The organism is Rothia nasisuis, from assembly GCF_928381405.1.
GTDB lineage: Bacteria > Actinomycetota > Actinomycetes > Actinomycetales > Micrococcaceae > Rothia > Rothia nasisuis.
Window position 1 is genome coordinate 80,827 of sequence record NZ_CAKMSB010000001.1, and the last position, 18,125, is coordinate 98,951.

An 18,125-nucleotide genomic window follows, 5' to 3' on the forward strand; every position below is an offset into this window, starting at 1 on the left:
GCTTACTCGACCGCACGGGAAGAGGGCAGAGCTCACGCACCGTTTCAAGTCTAGGGGCCACCGGACTGCCGGTCAACGATTTGGTGGGCGATTTCACCGCGTGTTCCTTGGCTGACCGGGTGATTTTAGTCTTAGCCTCACCGCAATGTAGCTCAGTGGCCCGCATCGTGCCAGGAGTTACCCCAACCAACCTGCACGTCCAGCGGGACGCGTAGCGAGGCTGCTCCACTCATTTCGTCCACAAGAATCTTCTCGGCAGCCTTTTCTTCACCGGCTGCCACCTCGAGTATGAGTTCGTCGTGAACCTGCAAGAGCATGCGGGTAGCGAGGTTTTCACGGCGCAGGCGTTCATCCACATTGATCATAGCGATCTTGATGATGTCTGCTGCGGTGCCCTGGATAGGCGAGTTGAGAGCGGCGCGCTCCGCGGCCTCACGGCGCTGACGATTGGAGGAGGCCAGATCGGGTAGCAGACGGCGACGGCCGAACATGGTTTCGGTGTATCCGGTCTTATGGGCTTCACGCACAATGGACCGTAAAAATTTGCCCACTTTACCGAAACGTTGAAAGTAGTTGGCGCGCAGACTAGTAGCTTCGTCCACACTGATACCCAGCTGTTTGGAAAGGCCGAAGGGGGAAAGGCCGTAGGCCAGGCCGTAGCTCATGGCCTTCACCTTGGAGCGCATCTCTGAGGTCACGTCCTCGGGATCAACACCAAATACCTCAGAACCCACGAAACGGTGAAGGTCTTCACCAGCCTGATAGGCGGCGATGAGGTCCGCGTCATCCGAGAGGTGAACCATGATACGCATTTCAATTTGGGAGTAGTCTGCGGTGAGCAGGCTGACGTACTCCACACCGTTGAGGGGCTCAGGGGCAACCACAAAAGCATCCCGAATCTTGCGGCCCTCCTCGGTGCGGATGGGAATGTTCTGCAAATTGGGGTCAGTGGAGGAGAGACGGCCGGTGGCGGCAACATTCTGCTGGTAGGTGGTGTGAATACGGCCGTCTGAGGTTCTAGCCTTACGCAAACCTTCAACGGTTTGCTGCAACTTTGTGTAGTCGCGGTAGGTCTGTAGCTCCTTTAGGAAGTCGGCGCCACGAGAATCGGGGGCTACCTGGGCTAAGATACCGGCCAAAGAATCGGCATCGGTGGAGTAACCGCTCTTGAGTTTACGAGTGGTAGGTAGCTCAAGCTCTTCAAAGAGGACCGTTTGTAGCTGCTTGGGCGAGGATAGATTGACTTCGTGCCCCAGTACCCTATAAGCGGCCTCGGTGGCCCGAGCAATATGTTCACCGTAGTAGTCTTTGAGTTCAGCGATAGCAGAAGCGTCTATGGCTACACCTGCAATTTCCATGCGCGCCAAAACGGTCGCGGTAGGCAGTTCAATTTCCTCGTAGAGACCCAGCTGGCTTTTGGCCACCAGGTCTGTGTGCAGGGCGTAGGCCAGCTCTTGTACGTAGCGGGCGATAAGACCCTGGTGGGTGAGATCAACCGAGGATTCAAGTGAGAAAAGTTCGCCCTGGTCTGCCTGCTCTGGCTCGGCAGGAAGCGACTGACTCAGGTAGTCTCGGGTCAGGTCTTCGAGCATGTCGCGGTGGCCACGACGGCGAGCGGTGGGAATAAAGCCACAAACATAAGAGGAAAGTACCGGATCTTCTATCACACCGGCCAAGGGCAGGCCCGCTGCTGTTAAAGATTTAAAATTCTGCTTAACGTCAAAAGTGATTTTGGGAGCCCCTGCATCACCCAGCCACTCTGCTAAGGCTTCGGTGACGCCTTCGCCTGCACGGGTCAGGGATACGTAGGCTGCCTGCGCACCGGCGACCAGCATCAAGCCTTGCAGGGCACTTGCCCTTCCTTCATTTTCATCAGCAACAGGGTAGATCGTGACAGCTGTTGCCAGACGTTCAGGAACCGGAGCAGGGCGCTCAGCTGCTGCAACAGTCTCGCCAGCCTTCCCCAGGAAGGCAGCCAGAGCGTCCGGCGTCTCTATTCTTTCCAGGCCCTCAATCTCAACACTCACCGCAGGGGTTGTCTGCCCCATGCCGTCAAACAGTTCAGCCACGCGCTTGCGGATAGAGTTGAATTCTAGGTAGTCAAAGAGCTCTTCAAGCTCCTCTGCCTGAGGCCCATAGCCATGAGCCTCATCCAGGGCCACCGGCAGGTCAAGGTCATCAACCAGGCGGTTGAGTCGGCGATTGCGCAACACGTCGTCCACGTGCTCACGCAGAGCCTCCCCTTTCTTACCCTTAATATTCTCTGCGTTCTCAAGTACCCCGTTCAAATCTCCGTACTCGTTAATCCACTTGGCAGCGAAACCGGGGCCCACTCCGGGCACACCGGGCAGATTATCAGCCTGCTCACCGGTGAGGGCAGCCAGATCAGGGTACAGATGAGGGGCGACCTTATATTTCTCTTCGACCGCCTCGGGAGTCATATAGCGGATGCCCTTGGTGGGGCCAGTGGTCACAGGGTATAGCACCGTAACTGTATCGGTGACCAGCTGGAAGGCATCGCGGTCACCCGAAACAATCTGCACCTCAAACCCGGCTTCACGCCCCTGACGGGTGTAGGTGGCCACGATATCGTCGGCCTCGTAGCGGGGCAGGGTTACCGACGGGATCTTCAGCGCAGCCAGAGCCCGCTGAATCAGGTCAATCTGCCCAGAAAATTCCTCAGGAGTCTCGTTTCTGCCACCCTTATACTCGCCGTATTCCTCGGTGCGGAAAGTACCACCGGCAAGATCAAAGGCCACAATAATATGGCTTGGTTGCTCGCTCTTAATCAATGAAATCAGAGTTGAAAGAAAGCCGTGAACAGCATTGGTATGCTGGCCCTCTGAGTTAACAAACACGTCCACTGGCGTGCCGTAGAAAGAACGGAAGGCCAGGGAATGCCCGTCAATGAGCATGAGTTTACGTGGGGTTTCTACTGAGGTTTCAGGTGTAGTCATCACAGCCACCATCCTACCGCTTCGCCCCCCACCAGACCTAGCGGGTCATCTGCCTCCTGACCTACCATAGAAGCCGACCGCCCAGTACCCTACTGTGAAAGACCCATCACCATGACCGAAAACTCTCATGACCACTACCAACACGTCCTTAAGAAACTCGGAACAGGTGCGCTGAGTGAAAAGCTCGGCATAAGGGTTCATGAAGCCAGCCCGGAGTATCTAGTTGCCACGATGCCGGTAGAAGGAAACACACAGCCAGTAGGTCTGCTTCACGGCGGTGCCTCCGCCGCCCTTGCCGAAACCGCGGGTTCACTCGCCGCCTTCCTATCCGTTGCTGACAAGGGACAGGCCGCTGTGGGAGTCGACCTCAATATCACGCACATGCTCCCAGCCCGTGCTGGCACCGTCACCGCAACCTGCCGCGCCGTCAAGCTGGGCCGCACCGTTACCGTCCACACCGTTGACATCACTGACGATGCTGGCAGGCTGGTAGCCACCGCCCGAATCACCAATAACATCATCACCCCACCCGCATCAGCCACAGCCACCGGGCAGTGATACGGGGCATACTTCGGCTATCAATTGCCCCGTAGGCCACTAAAAATACTCGTCATTGCATAAACTAGCAGTCATATGCACATTCACCCACACAACCCACAAGGAACCCTATGAAAAAGATTCCTCTGCTCGTGTGGATTATCGTCGCCATCATCGGCGGTATCCTCATTGGAGCCTACACACCCGGTCTTATCTCGGGCATCAACAGTGCCCTAAGTTCGTCCCTCCCCACCGACCTCATCGTCCAGCTCTTCGTCTCTTTCTCCACTATTTTTAGTGCCTTCCTCAGCTTTGCTATCCCGCTGATCATCATTGGTTTTATTGTGCCCGGTATCGGCTCCCTGGCCAGGGGCGCAGGCAAGCTGCTGGGCACCACCGTGGGGTTGGCTTATGTCTCCTCTATTACCGCCGGCTTCCTGGCGCTGAGCGTGGCTTATTTTCTCTACCCCATCATTCTCAAAGGCCAGCAACTCACTGCCTTCGACAACCCCGAAGAATCACTCTCAGCTGGCTATCTGACGTTCACCCTTGATCCCATCATGTCGGTCATGAGCGCCCTGGTGCTGGCTTTCATTATGGGTTTAGGTATCACCGCTCTAGGTGGCACAGCCATGCTGAATCTGTTTCAGGATTTTCAGACCATCATCGAGAAGCTACTCGGCTACGTCATTATCCCCCTGCTACCGGTCCATATCGTCGGCGTCTTCGCTAATATGACCCTGGCAGGGCAGGTCGGCCAGATTCTTGCGGTCTTCGGCAAGGTTTTTATCATGGTGATTCTGTTGCACTGGACTATGCTGGCCATCCAGTACACCATCGCTGGCACTGTGACCCGCCGCAGCCCCGTCAGGATGTTGCGCGGAATGCTCCCTGCCTACTTCACCGCTATCGGAACTCAGTCATCAGCCGCCACTATTCCCGTGACCGTAGCTTCTGCTAAGAAAATTGGTATCAAGAGCAAGATTGTGGACTTCGCCATCCCGCTCTGCGCCACCATCCACCTTTCCGGTTCGATGATTACCATCACCTCCTGTGCGGTGGCTGTGGTCTTCATGACCAGCGGTTCCCTCAGCTTTACCGCTATGATTCCCGTGGTTCTGGTTCTGGGCGTCATGATGGTTGCCGCCCCCGGTGTACCCGGCGGCGCAGTCATGACTGCGATAGGCCTACTTCAGTCGATGCTGGGCTTCGACGACGCCATGATTGCCCTCATGATTGCCCTCTACCTGGCTCAAGATTCCTTCGGCACTGCCACCAACGTCACCGGTGACGCGGCCATCGCGTCGCTCACTGAGCGCCTAGCTAAGGTCTTTGGCGCGGACGTTGACGACGAACCTACCGAGATAGCTCAGGCCGAGGAGGCCGCAGCGAAAACCGTCTAGCCCTCCCTGTTTTCAACAAGCCCGGCCTATCCTGGCCTGACCTGCTCCCCACGAGTTGGATACTGATGTCTCAGCCCAACCGGTGGGGAGCAGTTCTCTTGGGTCATTGGCACGCGCCTACACTCACGCGGTCAGGCCGGTGGCGGTAAAGTTAGAAGGCCAGCCCTCTCAGAAAGGAAAGCTCGTGACCTCAGGCCGCCGCAAGCTCATCGGCAATATTTTTCTTGTGCTCACCCTCCTCTTCACGGTCACCGCTCTGGCCCAGGGCGGCCTCTGGTGGGTTGGCGTCACCGTCTGCGCCGCGGTTTCACTCTGGGGCATCGGCACTAAATCCCAGCATAAGGATGGGCTCTAGCCTGCCCTGGCGCGTACCTACTGAACCTGTTTGACGATGGTTTCGGCAACCTCACGCATGGAGAGCCGGCGATCCATAGAGGTTTTCTGAATCCAGCGGAAGGCCTCAGGTTCACTCAAACCCATCTTGGTCATGAGCAATGATTTGGCACGATCCACCAGCTTGCGGGTTTCGAACTGATCTTTGATGTTTGCCACTTCGTTCTGAAGCGCACGAATCTGCTCGTAGCGGCTAATAGCTACCTCAATTGCGGGAATCAGATCGTGAGGAGTAAAGGGCTTGACCACATATGCCATGGCACCAGCTTCGGTTGCGCGGTCGACGAGTTCCTTCTGGCTGAAGGCGGTGAGCAAGACGACGGGTGCCAGTTGCTTGTCGCTGATAGCTTCGGCAGCGGCAATACCGTCCATAACGGGCATCTTAACGTCCATGAGCACCACATCGGGGCTGTGCTCTTCAGCAAGCTCAATTGCTTTTTTACCGTTGTCGGTTTCAGCCACAACCTTGAAGCCGTGGTCTTTGAGGATTTCGACGATGTCAAGACGAATCAGTGCCTCGTCTTCAGCGACGACAACAGTGCGCTCGGGCTGCTGATCCTGGTTCTCGGGCTCCTGGGCGGTCTGCTCTGACATACCCTTGCCTCCTTTTCGGCTGGTTTGAGGTTCTCACTCTATTTTCGCACGCGTCTCACCCGGCATACGCCCCTGCAACCGAGAGCTGGCGCGTGCACTCAATCACTCCTAATAGTAACGACATTTACAGTCAGCATCTAGAGAGCCGGGAGTAGTTTGGTACCGGGACGCCTGCCGCCCAGGGTCGTTTTAGCCACCGAGTGCCGATTGGCGTGAATGGCAGGTGGGCGTGTATTGTATGAAGAGCTTTCGCACTTGCCCAAGTGGCGGAATTGGCAGACGCGCCGCACTCAAAATGCGGTTCTTCGGAGTGTGGGTTCGAGTCCCACCTTGGGCACCATAAAGAGGCTAGTCAAAGCACGGTAAACCCTCTCTCCTGTCAACTAGCCCCAAAAAAAGTTGGACTGGTTTAATTTTAAACGGTGAGAACCTCAAGGGCCTGACTCCGATTCTGCATCGGAGTCAGGCCCTTGAAACGTTCCTGGAGCCGGTCATTGTTGCACCAACCGGTCAGTAAGAATTGAGGTGACCTGATTTTTAGCTCACCTCGTGGGAAGCTGGCTAGGCTTTAGCTGAGCCAGGCTGCAAGGCTTAGAAAGAATCAACATAGGTGCAGGTAGCAGAGTTCTGATCTGAGGCTGTGACCTCCTCAAGCACTTTGCCGTCTGAATCGGTGATAGTACAGGTAATTTCATTATCAACCGTGACATCGCCAATTACAGTCATCGTGAATACATCGGCTTCATCGGTAAGTTCAACCTGCTCGGTCCACTCACCTTCAAAATCATCGGAGCCCACGGAGGCACCAAAAGTCCAGATTACAGAAGCTTCGCCGTTATTGGTTGCGGTCACGGTCAGAGTTTCGGTGGAGTCATCGCTGGCTGTTCCAGTCGTTGACTCAGAGGCTCCGCCGGTCGCCACCGTAGCCTCGCTCGTCGACACGGTGGCGTCGTCAGAATTTATCCAGATATTTTTCAAGCAAAGCTAGCCCCTGTCACCCGTCAAGCAGTCTTATCCCCGGCCCGCCCCCATGGACCACTAGGTGGATGAGTTGGACGCTCCTGGGCTAGCGCGGCTCACCGAGAGTTCTGTATAGAAGAAGTTGGTAGCCTACATACAAAACCCGCTCACTCTTCTTGGAGAGTGAGCGGGCTGGTGCGGAGACAAGACCGAAGCGAGGCTTTGATCCTGTGGTTCCTGCGGTGGTTCGATTCAAAGACCAAATCTCCGGCCCTGAATCACCGCAACAAGTCTACACCTGTCAGGCAGGTTAAAGTTCATTCCTCAATCACAATAGGCAACTATGACCCCTATATGACGAAGAACTTTCCCCAGGCAACCGGGTGAGGCGGGCGTCCTAACCCTCTGCTACCGCCTTCAGGCGGGCCAAGCCGCGCTCAAAATCAGCACCGATACGCTTTTGCATATTAAAGACCTTGAACATCACCTTCATCATCAGGTTCTGCTCACCGCTCATCGACCAGGCAACTGCGGTACCACCCTCGGTAGGCTGTAGCTTGAAGTGGCTACGGTTCTTAGCGGCCCAGGGCTTGATGAATTCAATATCAATCTCAACCAGATCGTCCTGCACAGTGACCACAGTCATGCGGCCCTCGCCGGCCTTCTTATTACCAGCCCAGGCCATCTTTGCGCCGACGCCCCTCTCGGCACCCGAGTAGGCCTGACGCATAGCGGGGTCAAGCTCCTGCCAGGGGGACCAGCTCTCCCAGTGGTGCAAGTCAGCAATCAGGGGCTGTACTACCTCAAGCGGGGCCTCAATCAAAGTGGAGCGAGTGAGTAGAGTATTCAACATACGGTCAGTTTACCACCCCGTATACCCCTGAAATGAAGCGCTCCCTAACCACAGCAATGGCCCAGTCCCGCCACTTCAACCGTGGCAGGGCTGGGCTATTCACCACTCTAAAAGTGAGCACCCGGGGGCGCGTGAACGTCCTAGTCTGTGAAAGGGCGAACCTGCTCGCGAGCCTCGGGGAGAACCGCACCAGCGTCATCCAGGTCTCCCACACGGTGCACCTTGACGGTGTTGGTCGAGCCAGCAACACCGGGAGGTGATCCAGCAGCCATGACGATGAGGTCATTAGCTTCAGCCCAGCCGTTAGCGAGCATGTAGCGATCAACCACGGCGGTCATCTCGTCAGTATTCTTCGCTGCGGGCGCCACAGCAGCTTCAACACCCCAGAGCAAGGAAAGGAAGGCACGCACAGAAGGCTCCGGTGTCAGCGCCAGCACGGGCTTGGCCGGACGCAGACGGGCCAGACGGCGGGCAGTATCACCGGACTGGGTGAAAGTCGCGATGTACTTGACATCCAGCTGATCAGCGATGTTCACCGCAGCGCGGGTCAGTGCACCGCCACGAGTCTTGGGTGAGGTACCCAGTTCAGGAACTCGGAAGAGGCCGCGCTCTTCGGTTGATCTAATAATACGGGCCATAGTCTGGATGGTGATGATGGGGTACTTACCCACCGAGGTTTCACCGGAAAGCATAACGGCATCAGCACCATCAAGGATGGCGTTGGCACAGTCCGAAGCCTCTGCGCGAGTGGGGGTGGGGTTCTGAATCATGGTTTCTAGCACCTGGGTTGCCACAATGACGGGCTTGGCCCAGCGGCGGGCCAGCTCAATGGCACGTTTCTGAACCAGAGGAACCTCTTCGAGGGGGAACTCCACGCCCAGGTCTCCACGGGCCACCATGATGCCGTCAAACTTGTCGACGATGTCCTGCAGGTTTTCAACGGCCTGAGGCTTTTCAATCTTGGCGATGACGGCGATCTTACGGCCTTCTTCTTCCATGATTTCGTGAACACGCTGGATGTCGTCGCCGGAGCGAACGAAGGAGAGAGCGATGATATCGACACCCAGGTTCAGGGCGAAACGCAGGTCGCGTTCGTCCTTCTCGGTGAGGGCGGGGATGGAGACAGCAACGCCGGGTAGGTTGATGCCCTTGTTGTTGGAGATGGGGCCGCCGACGATGACGCGGGTGGTCACGGTGGTCTTGTCAACCTCGATAGCTTCGAGACGAATCTTACCGTCGTCAATCAGCAGGGTATCGCCGGGCTTGACGTCGCCGGGCAGGCCCTTGAAGGTGGTGCCGCAGATTTCCTTGGTACCCTCTACATCCTCAGTTGTGATGGTGAAGGTGTCGCCGGGTTCAAGAACCTCTGCGCCGTTCTTGAAGGTTTCCAAACGAATTTTGGGGCCCTGGAGGTCAGCAAGAATCGCGACGTTCTGGCCTAGCTTCTCAGCCTGCTCGCGGATGGTTGCGTATGAGTTGGTGTGAACCTCGTGATCGCCGTGGCTCATGTTCAGGCGGGCAACGTTCATGCCCGCCTCGATAGCCGCAGCAATCTTCTCTGGTGCAGAAATTGCGGGGCCAATAGTACAAACAATCTTTGCGCGTCTCATCAATCAACCTTAGGTCTGTAGGGGCTGAGAACTCTGGTGAAGCGAACCGCCTGAGCCACCGGGCGTAACCAACATATACACAAACAGCCAGGCGAATTCCAACACTTTCGTACCCCATTATACGTTGTTTTTGGGGGTTTTGGTGAAGGTCTCAGGTACTTTTACTGTCAAAACACAGAAAAATCCCCACCAAAACACACATAAACAGTAATAAACAAATAGAAATATTAAGGGGTGGCCTGTCACATCGAGGTTCTCCCACCAACCCGGCGTATGCTGTTGCTTGACCAAAACTCAATTCTAAAGACACAACCTCAGAAAGTAACGAGATGCCAGCCCCTCACGTCCTCATTCTCTTCGGCTCGGCCTACGGCCACACCGAACGGTATGCCCAGTGGATCGCAGAAGACCTGCGCGCACTACCTGCTGCCCCAGAAGTGACGCTCTCCCCCATCGCTGAAGCCACTGACGAGATAATTGAGCAAGCCGACGTGCTCATTGTGGGTGCCAGCTACCTGGGTGGCTTCCTGACCGGCGCTCCTACCCTACGCAAGCGCCGCGAGGCCATGCTCAAGGTGCCCCACCGCCTCTTTTACACCGTCTCCTTCAACGGTACTGAGGTCTACCCCCGCTCCTACCTAGACGAGCGCGTGATGAAAAGCTTTAAAGCCGACGTTGCCGGTGACCGCCCCGCCTACCATTTTCGCGGTGGCCTCAAGATGAGCGAGATGTCTAAGCTCCACAGGACCGCACTAACCGGCGTCAAAACTGCCTATAAACTCAAGCCCAAACAGAACGAGTACGATAAGCAGCTCATCGAAGCCTTCGAAAACGGCGGCGCCGACCACATGGACCGCTCCTGGGTTGCCCCCCTCGTCGAGCAGGTCAAGGGCTATCTACCGGCCTAAGTCTAGGCGCTCCCCACCGAAGCGTCCTTGCCTACGAACGTCCCCGTGACCCTGCTTCAGGGGCACGGGGACGTTACTAGGTGTAGGCGGCTACCCAGCTGATTTGGGCTGGAGATTAGATGGTCAAGCCTATTGCTCGGTCTGATGGGGCGACCGGCGCAGGCAACAGGGTCGATCCCGTCAGGTATTTTTCCACGGCAGCCGCACAGGCACGCCCTTCGGCGATAGCCCAGACCACCAGCGACTGGCCGCGGCCCGCATCACCACACGAGAAGATGCCGGAGACGTTGGTCATATAGTTCTCGTCGCGGGCCACGTTGGTGCGGCTGTCAAGCTCGGCGCCAGCTTGAGCGGTGATGGCATCGTTTTCTTGGCCGGTGAAGCCTAGGGCCAAGAAGACCAGGTCAGCAGGGATCACGTGTTCGGTGCCCGCCTTGGGTACGCGACGGCCGTCGGGCAGGTATTCGGTTTCAGCCACCTTAAGACCGGTGAGCTTACCGTTTTCACCTACAAACTCCACGGTAGAGGCCAGGTACTTACGTTCACCGCCTTCCTCATGAGATGAGGAGACCTCAAAGACCTTGGGGAACATGGGCCAGGGCTCGTGGTCTGCGCGGTCGGCTGGGGGCTGAGCACCAATAGCCAGGGTGGTAATGGAGGCTGCGCCCTGGCGCACTGCGGTGCCGATACAGTCTGAGCCGGTGTCGCCGCCGCCGAGCACGATGACCTGCTTACCTGCTGCGTCAATAGTGGGGGCGGTGAGGTCACCGGCCACGACTCGGTTGGCTTCGGTCAGGTAGGGCATGGCATAGTGGACACCGTCCAGGTCGGCCCCGGGAATGGGCAGGGCACGAGGGGCGGTGGCACCGGTGGCAACAATGACGGCGTCGTAGCGGCGCTTGAGGTCATCCCAGGTGATGTCTTTACCGATGTCAACGCCGGTACGGAAGCGGGTTCCTTCGGCCTTCATCACCTCGATACGGCGGTCAACGATATCTTTTTCCAGCTTGAAGTCGGGAATGCCGTAGCGTAGCAGGCCACCGATTTTGTCATCGCGTTCAAAGACAGCAACCGTGAAACCGGCCTGCGTCAGCTGCTGGGCAGCTGCCAGACCTGCGGGGCCTGAACCGACCACAGCCACGGTCTTATCGAGCATACGGTCGGGCATAATCGGCTCGATATAGCCACCCTCAAAGGCCTGCTCAGCAATAGAGTATTCAATCTGCTTGATAGTCACCGCAGGCTGGTTGATACCCAGCACACAGGAGGTCTCGCAGGGAGCCGGGCAGACACGCCCGGTGAACTCGGGGAAGTTGTTGGTAGCGTGCAGACGCTCCACAGCCTTCTCGGTCTGTTCACGCCAGGTCAGGTCGTTCCATTCAGGAATTAGGTTACCCAGGGGGCAGCCGACGTGGCAGAAGGGCACACCGCAGTCCATGCAGCGGGAGGCCTGGGTCTTGAGCACAGCCGAGTTCTGGGCGACCTGCACCTCGTTCCAGTCAAGGATGCGCACGGGCACGGGGCGCTTGGGTCGGTCTTGACGGGTGGTTACTTTCAGAAAACCGCGGGGATCAGCCACGAGCGGTCACCTCCAAAATCTTGTTCCAAACCTGCATGGATTCAGTGTCTTCGCCAGCGGCTTCAGCCTCGGCACGGATTTCTTGAACAGCTGCGAAGTCGCGCGGTAGCACCTTGGTGATGCGGGCGTAGGTGCCTTCCAGATCGGCTAGCAGGGCGGAGGCCAGGTCTGAGCCGGTCTCGGTACGGTGGCGGGTCAAAAGCTGGGCAACCTCGGCGCGGTCGTCCTCGCTCAGTTCAAGGAAGGTCAACTCGCCAGACTCACGGGACTGCTTATTAACTTTTGCCATATTGAGATCGAGTACGTAAGCCACTCCACCGCTCATACCGGCTCCGAAGTTACGGCCGGTTGAGCCCAGAATCAGGGTCTTACCGCCGGTCATATACTCACAGCCGTGATCACCAATGCCTTCAACCACGGCAGTTGCGCCGGAGTTACGGACTAAGAAGCGCTCACCGACGATACCGCGGATAAACATTTCGCCGCTGGTGGCGCCGTAGCCGATGACGTTACCGGCAACCACATTCTCTTCGGCTACCAGGGGGGCGGCAGCGTCCGGAGCCACGATAATGCGGCCACCGGAGAGGCCCTTGCCTACATAGTCGTTGGAGTCACCGGTCAGGCGGATGGTGATGCCCTGCGGCAGGAAGGCACCCAGGGACTGGCCGGCGTGGCCGGTCAGATTCAAGGTGATGGAATTGTGCTCCAGCAGATCGGTGCCGAAGGTCTTGGTGACGTGGTAGCCCAGCATGGTGCCCACCGACCTATCGGTGTTAACCACCGGCGAATCAATACTCACAGCCTTGCGACTACTCAAGGTAACAGCTGCGGCCTGGATGAAGGTGTTGTCGATGTGCTTCTCTAGCTCGTGGTCCTGGTCCTTGAGGTGGCGGATGCCCTGCCCCGGGTACTCTACGGCGGTGGAGGTCAGCACCCTCGAAAGATCCAGCCCGTCAGCCTTCCAGTGGTCGATAGCCCGAGACATATCGAGCGCTTCAGCGTGGCCGATGGCCTCGTCCAGGGTACGGAAGCCGAGAGCCGCCAGGTATTCGCGCACCTCTTGGGCAATGAACTCGAAGAAGTTGACCACGTGGTCAGCCTGACCGGTAAAGCGGGCACGCAAATCTGGGTTCTGGGTGGCAACACCGACCGGGCAGGTGTCCAGGTGGCACTTGCGCATCATAATGCAGCCCTCGACCACCAGCGGGGCAGTGGCAAAGCCGTATTCTTCTGCGCCGAGCAGGGCGGCGATGATGACGTCGCGGCCGGTCTTAAGCTGACCGTCCGCCTGCACCACCACACGGTCGCGCAGACCGTTAATCATGAGGGTCTGCTGGGCCTCAGCCAGGCCAAGCTCCCAGGGAGCACCTGCGTGTTTGAGGGAGTTGAGCGGGGCTGCGCCGGTGCCGCCGTCATGGCCCGAAATGAGCACGACGTCGGCCTTGGCCTTGGTCACGCCAGCCGCCACAGTGCCAATACCGATTTCAGAGACCAGCTTGACGTGCACGCGGGCAGATGGGTTGGCGCGCTTGCAGTCGTAGATCAGCTGAGCCAGATCCTCAATGGAGTAGATATCGTGGTGAGGCGGAGGCGAAATCAGGGTGACGCCGGGGGTCGAGTGGCGGGTCTTAGCTACCCAGGGGTAGACCTTGGCAGCCATAAGCTGGCCGCCCTCACCGGGCTTTGCACCCTGGGCCATCTTAATTTGGATATCGTCGGCGTTGGTTAGGTAAAGGGAGGTGACGCCGAAGCGGCCGGAGGCAACCTGCTTGATAGCGGAGCGGCGCTCGGGATCCAGCAGGCGGTCAACGTCCTCGCCACCCTCACCTGTGTTGGACTTAGCGCCCAGGCGGTTCATGGCAATAGCCAGGGTCTCGTGAGCCTCCTTAGAGATAGAGCCGTAGCTCATAGCACCGGTCGAGAAACGCTTGACAATCTCACTGACCGGCTCAACCTCGTCAAGGGGAACCGACTGGCGGCCCTCGGCAAAGGTAAAGAGGCCGCGCAGGGTCATCAAATCCTTGGCCTGGTCATCAACCAGCTTGGTGTAGGACTTGAAGATGTCGTAGCGGCGGGTCTTGGTGGAGTGTTGCAGGCGGAAAATGGTCTCGGGATTGAAGAGGTGCGGTGGGCCCTCCCGGCGCCAGTCGTACTCACCGCCGGTCTCTAGGGCACGGTGGGGCACGGCAACACCGTCATCGGGGTAGGCGTCGTGGTGACGCTTACGGACCTCAGCTTCGATGACGTTCAGCCCCACGCCGTCCATCTGGGAGTGGGTGCCGGTGAAGTACTGGTCAACGACCTGCTGGGAGAGGCCTAGAGCTTCGAAGGTCTGGGCACCGCAATAGGAGGAGACGGTTGAGATGCCCATCTTTGACATAATCTTCTGCAACCCCTTGCCCAGGGCCTTAATGAGGTTGTAGACGGCCTCAGACTCGGTAACACCGGTAATTTCGCCCTGGGCAACCAGCTCTTCAACAGATTCCATAGCCAGGTAAGGGTTGACCGCTGAGGCACCGTAACCAATCAGGGTAGCTACATGGTGGACCTCCCGCACATCGCCTGCTTCAACGATGAGGGCAACCTTGGTGCGGGTCGCAGAACGCAACAGATGGTGGTGGACGGCGCTGGTCAAGAGTAATGAGGGGATCGGCGCCCAGGCTCCGTTAGAGTTACGGTCAGAGAGAATCAGGAAGTGCACACCGCGTTCCACGGCCGCTGAGACCTTCTCACAAATTTCAGCGATGCGGGCACGCAGGGCTTCCTCTCCCCCATGCGCGGGGTAAAGACCGGATACCTTGAGGGCGGCGGGCATACCGTCCTCATCTTCGATGTGTACGATTTTGTCGAGTTCATCGTTGTTGATAACAGGAAAATCCAGGCCCACGTGGCGGACCTTCACCCGGCCCTTGCGGAGCAGGTTGCCGTCAGCGCCAATGGAGGTCCTAAGACTGGTGACCAGCTCTTCGCGGATGGAGTCCAGGGGCGGGTTGGTCACCTGCGCAAAGGACTGTACAAAATAGTCAAAGAGCAGGCGGTGACGGGTGGAAAGCACTGCAATCGGTGTATCAGTGCCCATGGCGTAGATAGGCTCAGCCCCGGTCTTAGCCATAGGAGCCAGAATCTTGCGCAGCTCTTCCTCGGTATAACCGAAGGTCTGCTGGCGCTTGAGAATAGACTTGCGGGAGGCACGGATGTGCTCGCGCTCGGGCAGGTCAGCAAGGTCAACGATATTCTCATCAGCCCACTGCTTCCAGGGCTGTTCGGCGGCAACTGCGGCCTTGACCTCTTCGTCTGGAACCAGACGCCCGGCCTTGGTGTCCACAAAGAACATTGTGCCAGGAGAAACGCGGCCCTTCTCAACAATCTTCTCTTCGGGCATGTCAACCACGCCCACCTCAGAGGCAAGAATAACTAGGCCATCATCGGTGACCCAGTAGCGGCCGGGGCGCAGGCCGTTGCGGTCAAGCACGGAGCCAACATTGTCACCGTCGGTGAAGGCGATAGCGGCGGGGCCATCCCAGGGCTCCATGAGAGAGGAGTGGTAGCGGTAGAAGGCGCGGCGGTCCTCGTCCATGGTCTCGTGGTTTTCCCAGGCCTCGGGAACCATCATCATCAGCACCTGGGCAGCCGAGCGGCCCGAGAGCATGAGCAGTTCGGCTACCTCATCAAAGCTCTGCGAGTCTGAGGCACCCACCGAGCAGATAGGGAAGAGCTCTTCGGGATTGCGGCCCAGCACGGGTGACTTGAGCTGGGACTGGCGGGCGCGCATCCAGTTGCGATTACCCTTGACCGTGTTGATTTCGCCGTTGTGGGCGATGGTACGGAAGGGCTGGGCTAGTGGCCAGGAGGGGAAGGTATTGGTTGAAAAACGCGAGTGGACGATGGCCAGTTTGGTAGCAAAACGGGGGTCTGAGAGATCGGGGTAGAAGGGTTCCAGCTGAGCGGTGGTCAGCATGCCCTTGTAGACGATAGTGCGCGATGAGAAGGAGGGGAAGTAGACGCCGAGTTTGTGCTGGGCACGCTTGCGCACACGAAAGGCCTTCTGGTCAAGCTGGTGACGTTCCGAGTCTTCGTCCAGGTTGATGACGGGGATGTGCCCGGTAAAGGGGGCGTTGACGGCGTCCAGGTCTTCGCCAGAGGCTTCGGCAATGAACATCTGCACAAAGTAGGGCATAACCTCGCGGGCAGCCTTGCCCACAATGTCTGCTTTGACCGGCACCTCACGCCAGCCCAGGACGCGCAGGCCTTCTTTTTCAGCAATCTGGGCTAGACCGTCTTTGAGTTCGTCGGCGTTAACTCCGCCGGTAGGCAGGTAGGCGGTGCCCACAGCGTATTTGCCGGGTTCAGGCAGGTCGAAGTCGACCACTTCGCGTAGGAAGGCGTCGGGAATTTGCAGCAGGATACCGGCACCATCTCCAGTCCCCTCGTCCGCACCCACAGCACCGCGGTGTTCGAGGCGGCGCAGGGCGGTCAGGGCGTGATCGACGATGTCATGACCGGGGGTGCCTCGCAGGGTGGCAATCATGGCCAGCCCGCAGGCGTCTTTTTCGTTGGCAGGGTCATAGAGCCCGGTTGCCCCAGGAATGGAGGCGAAGGTGGTGAAAGGTGAGGGTGCCTGCCCAAGGGTCTGGGAATCTTGGGCAAGGTTCTCTGCAGCTTCTGTTGTACCGCCAATCGGTGTGTGACTCATGGCCATTCCTACTTACGTTATTCCGGTGTTGCTGGGGGCTAAACGGGTAGGCGTGTGCGGGAGAGGGTAGGACGCCGGTGGTTTAGCCGCTCCCTTGCAGCACGAGTGGTCAGTGGTCGCCTCGCTGATTCGGTGAGCGCGTAATTCTGGTGGGTCACCCGGTGGGGCCCCTAACTTACTGTTCCTCGCGCCGGGTTGTGGCGTACGAGGTTACTGTGCTCAGTTTTCTGCGACTTCGTTACGTATGTGTAAATTTATACGCGCCTGCATGTAAAGATTCAATAGGTGCTCAAAGAGGTATACGCATCGTTCTCCCATGAGTCTGGGTCTCTTGCGATACAAGGCACGCTCTACATTAGGGCAGAAAGCAATTAGATAATGAATATTTATCGTTATTCTCCTCTGCGAGCCGTAACGAGAGTGGCGATAAATTGAAACACGAGTGAAACGTGGAATCTCATATTTTGACCAAAAGTCTCATACTTCGGTTCATTGAGACATTGCCTGCCCACAAGTAGCCCAGACACCAGCATCCGGCGGGCCCATCGCATGATGGGCCCGCCGGAAAATAATGATTCCTATATGGTTACTTGGTTTGACCGGTAAAGTCGAGCACCATGCGTCCATTAATGAGGCCTGCGTGCATTTCGTCAAAGATGGCCTGGGCATCCTCAACGGGGCGAAGCTGGACGACAGGCTTGACGCGCCCCTGGGCACCAAACTCAAAAGCCTCTGCAAGGTCTTGACGAGTACCCACCAGTGAGCCCTGAATCCTGATTCCATCAAGGACCAGACGGGGAATATTGAGGTCCATCGATTCGGTGGGCAGGCCAACCGCAACCACGGTTCCACCAGCACGTACCGACTCAACAGCCTGGTTGAAGGCAGCCTTGGCCACAGCCGTTACAACCGCTACGTGAGCACCTGCCCCTTCGGTGATGTTCTTGATCTCTCCGACTACGTCCTCAACATTCTGGGCGTTGATGACCACGTCAGCACCGCTATCTTTTGCCAGAACCAGCTTGTCTTCGTTAAGGTCAACTGCAATGACCTGAGCGCCAAAGACATTCTTGGCGTACTGCACAGAAAGGTTACCCAGACCGCCGGCGCCGAAGCAGACAATCCACTGGCCGGGGCGTACACCGGACTCCTTGACCGCCTTATAGGTAGTTACGCCCGCACAAGTGATGGAGGAAGCCTCAACGGGGTCAAGAGCATCAGGCACTTTGACGGTGTAATCCGCGTAGAGCAGGGTGTACTCGCTCATACCACCGTCTGCGGTGTACCCTGCGTTGAGGACGGTACGGCAGAAAGTCTCACGGCCGCTGGTGCAGTATTCGCAGTAGCCGCAGCCCTTGAAGAACCAGGGAACACAGACGCGATCCCCCACCTGTAGATGGTCAACACCGGGGCCAACCTCGGTAATGACACCAACGCCCTCGTGGCCCAAGATACGGCCGGGCTTTTCGCCAAAGTCACTGGCTGCAACGTGCAGGTCAGTATGGCAGATGCCTGAGTATTCAATTTTTGCAAGCACTTGGCCATGCCCAACTTCAGGGATGGGCACGTCTTTAATATCTACGGTGCCATCAAGGCGGTCAGATACAACAACTGCTTTCATGGTTGACATAAGGTGTC

At 57.7% G+C, this 18,125-nt stretch carries 12 protein-coding genes and 1 tRNA gene; 5 read left to right on the forward strand and 8 right to left on the reverse strand.

All coding sequences use genetic code 11. From position 1 onward, the window contains the following. Positions 1-152: 152 nt before the first annotated feature. The gene (gene polA, locus L6966_RS00335; protein WP_237223841.1) at positions 153-2,957 is read right to left on the reverse strand and encodes a DNA polymerase I; all 2,805 of its coding nucleotides are present in this window, start codon (positions 2,955-2,957) and stop codon (positions 153-155) included. Positions 2,958-3,068: 111 nt separating this feature from the next. Here polA and L6966_RS00340 point away from each other — a divergent pair, with 111 nt between their 5' ends. From L6966_RS00340 to L6966_RS00350, 3 genes are all read left to right on the forward strand, one after another. Further along, positions 3,069-3,515 carry a PaaI family thioesterase gene (locus L6966_RS00340; RefSeq protein WP_237223840.1) on the forward strand — a complete coding sequence of 149 codons (447 nt, stop codon included), beginning with the start codon at positions 3,069-3,071 and terminating at the stop codon, positions 3,513-3,515. Between the two features lie 110 nt (positions 3,516-3,625). Continuing rightward, positions 3,626-4,897 (forward strand): dicarboxylate/amino acid:cation symporter, encoded by a 1,272-nt coding sequence (locus L6966_RS00345; RefSeq protein WP_237223839.1) that lies wholly within the window; start codon positions 3,626-3,628, stop codon positions 4,895-4,897. Between the two features lie 184 nt (positions 4,898-5,081). Further along, on the forward strand, positions 5,082-5,252 hold the full coding sequence (locus L6966_RS00350; protein WP_180377891.1) for a hypothetical protein: 171 nt from the start codon (positions 5,082-5,084) through the stop codon (positions 5,250-5,252). A gap of 17 nt (positions 5,253-5,269) precedes the next feature. On the opposite strand, the gene L6966_RS00355 is transcribed toward L6966_RS00350, so the two are convergent. Next, positions 5,270-5,884 (reverse strand): ANTAR domain-containing response regulator, encoded by a 615-nt coding sequence (locus tag L6966_RS00355; protein ID WP_083092986.1) that lies wholly within the window; start codon positions 5,882-5,884, stop codon positions 5,270-5,272. A 257-nt stretch (positions 5,885-6,141) separates the two neighbouring features. Between L6966_RS00355 and L6966_RS00360 the strand changes: the two genes are divergently transcribed. Next, positions 6,142-6,224, forward strand: a tRNA-Leu gene (locus L6966_RS00360). A 251-nt stretch (positions 6,225-6,475) separates the two neighbouring features. On the opposite strand, the gene L6966_RS00365 is transcribed toward L6966_RS00360, so the two are convergent. From L6966_RS00365 to pyk, 3 genes are all read right to left on the reverse strand, one after another. Continuing rightward, entirely contained in the window at positions 6,476-6,862 is a 387-nt protein-coding gene (locus L6966_RS00365; RefSeq protein WP_237223838.1) for a hypothetical protein, read from the reverse strand. Positions 6,863-7,241: 379 nt separating this feature from the next. After that, positions 7,242-7,697, reverse strand: a complete 456-nt coding sequence (locus L6966_RS00370) for an SRPBCC family protein (protein WP_237232640.1) — start codon at positions 7,695-7,697, stop codon at positions 7,242-7,244. Between the two features lie 140 nt (positions 7,698-7,837). Continuing rightward, complete coding sequence (pyk, locus tag L6966_RS00375) at positions 7,838-9,307, reverse strand: pyruvate kinase (protein WP_083092992.1); 1,470 nt, start codon at positions 9,305-9,307, stop codon at positions 7,838-7,840. A gap of 329 nt (positions 9,308-9,636) precedes the next feature. On the opposite strand from pyk, the gene L6966_RS00380 reads away from it, so the two are divergent. After that, the gene (locus L6966_RS00380; RefSeq protein WP_237232641.1) at positions 9,637-10,215 is read left to right on the forward strand and encodes a flavodoxin domain-containing protein; all 579 of its coding nucleotides are present in this window, start codon (positions 9,637-9,639) and stop codon (positions 10,213-10,215) included. A 115-nt stretch (positions 10,216-10,330) separates the two neighbouring features. On the opposite strand, the gene L6966_RS00385 is transcribed toward L6966_RS00380, so the two are convergent. From L6966_RS00385 to adhP, 3 genes are all read right to left on the reverse strand, one after another. After that, positions 10,331-11,794, reverse strand: a complete 1,464-nt coding sequence (locus tag L6966_RS00385) for a glutamate synthase subunit beta (RefSeq protein WP_237232642.1) — start codon at positions 11,792-11,794, stop codon at positions 10,331-10,333. Continuing rightward, positions 11,787-16,493, reverse strand: coding sequence for a glutamate synthase large subunit (gltB, locus tag L6966_RS00390; RefSeq protein ID WP_419721868.1), 4,707 nt, complete (start codon positions 16,491-16,493; stop codon positions 11,787-11,789). The genes L6966_RS00385 and gltB overlap by 8 nt, the downstream gene beginning before the upstream one ends. Before the next feature lie 580 nt (positions 16,494-17,073). Continuing rightward, entirely contained in the window at positions 17,074-18,117 is a 1,044-nt protein-coding gene (gene adhP, locus L6966_RS00395) for an alcohol dehydrogenase AdhP (RefSeq protein ID WP_237232644.1), read from the reverse strand. Positions 18,118-18,125: the final 8 nt, after the last annotated feature.

Coding starts and splice junctions, on each gene's coding strand:
- polA (WP_237223841.1), bottom strand. CDS start 2,957: ATGACTACACCTGAAACCTCAGTAGAAACCCCACGTAAACTCATGCTC.
- L6966_RS00340 (WP_237223840.1), top strand. CDS start 3,069: ATGACCGAAAACTCTCATGACCACTACCAACACGTCCTTAAGAAACTC.
- L6966_RS00345 (WP_237223839.1), top strand. CDS start 3,626: ATGAAAAAGATTCCTCTGCTCGTGTGGATTATCGTCGCCATCATCGGC.
- L6966_RS00355 (WP_083092986.1), bottom strand. CDS start 5,884: ATGTCAGAGCAGACCGCCCAGGAGCCCGAGAACCAGGATCAGCAGCCC.
- L6966_RS00370 (WP_237232640.1), bottom strand. CDS start 7,697: ATGTTGAATACTCTACTCACTCGCTCCACTTTGATTGAGGCCCCGCTT.
- pyk (WP_083092992.1), bottom strand. CDS start 9,307: ATGAGACGCGCAAAGATTGTTTGTACTATTGGCCCCGCAATTTCTGCA.
- L6966_RS00380 (WP_237232641.1), top strand. CDS start 9,637: ATGCCAGCCCCTCACGTCCTCATTCTCTTCGGCTCGGCCTACGGCCAC.
- gltB (WP_419721868.1), bottom strand. CDS start 16,493: ATGGCCATGAGTCACACACCGATTGGCGGTACAACAGAAGCTGCAGAG.
- adhP (WP_237232644.1), bottom strand. CDS start 18,117: ATGTCAACCATGAAAGCAGTTGTTGTATCTGACCGCCTTGATGGCACC.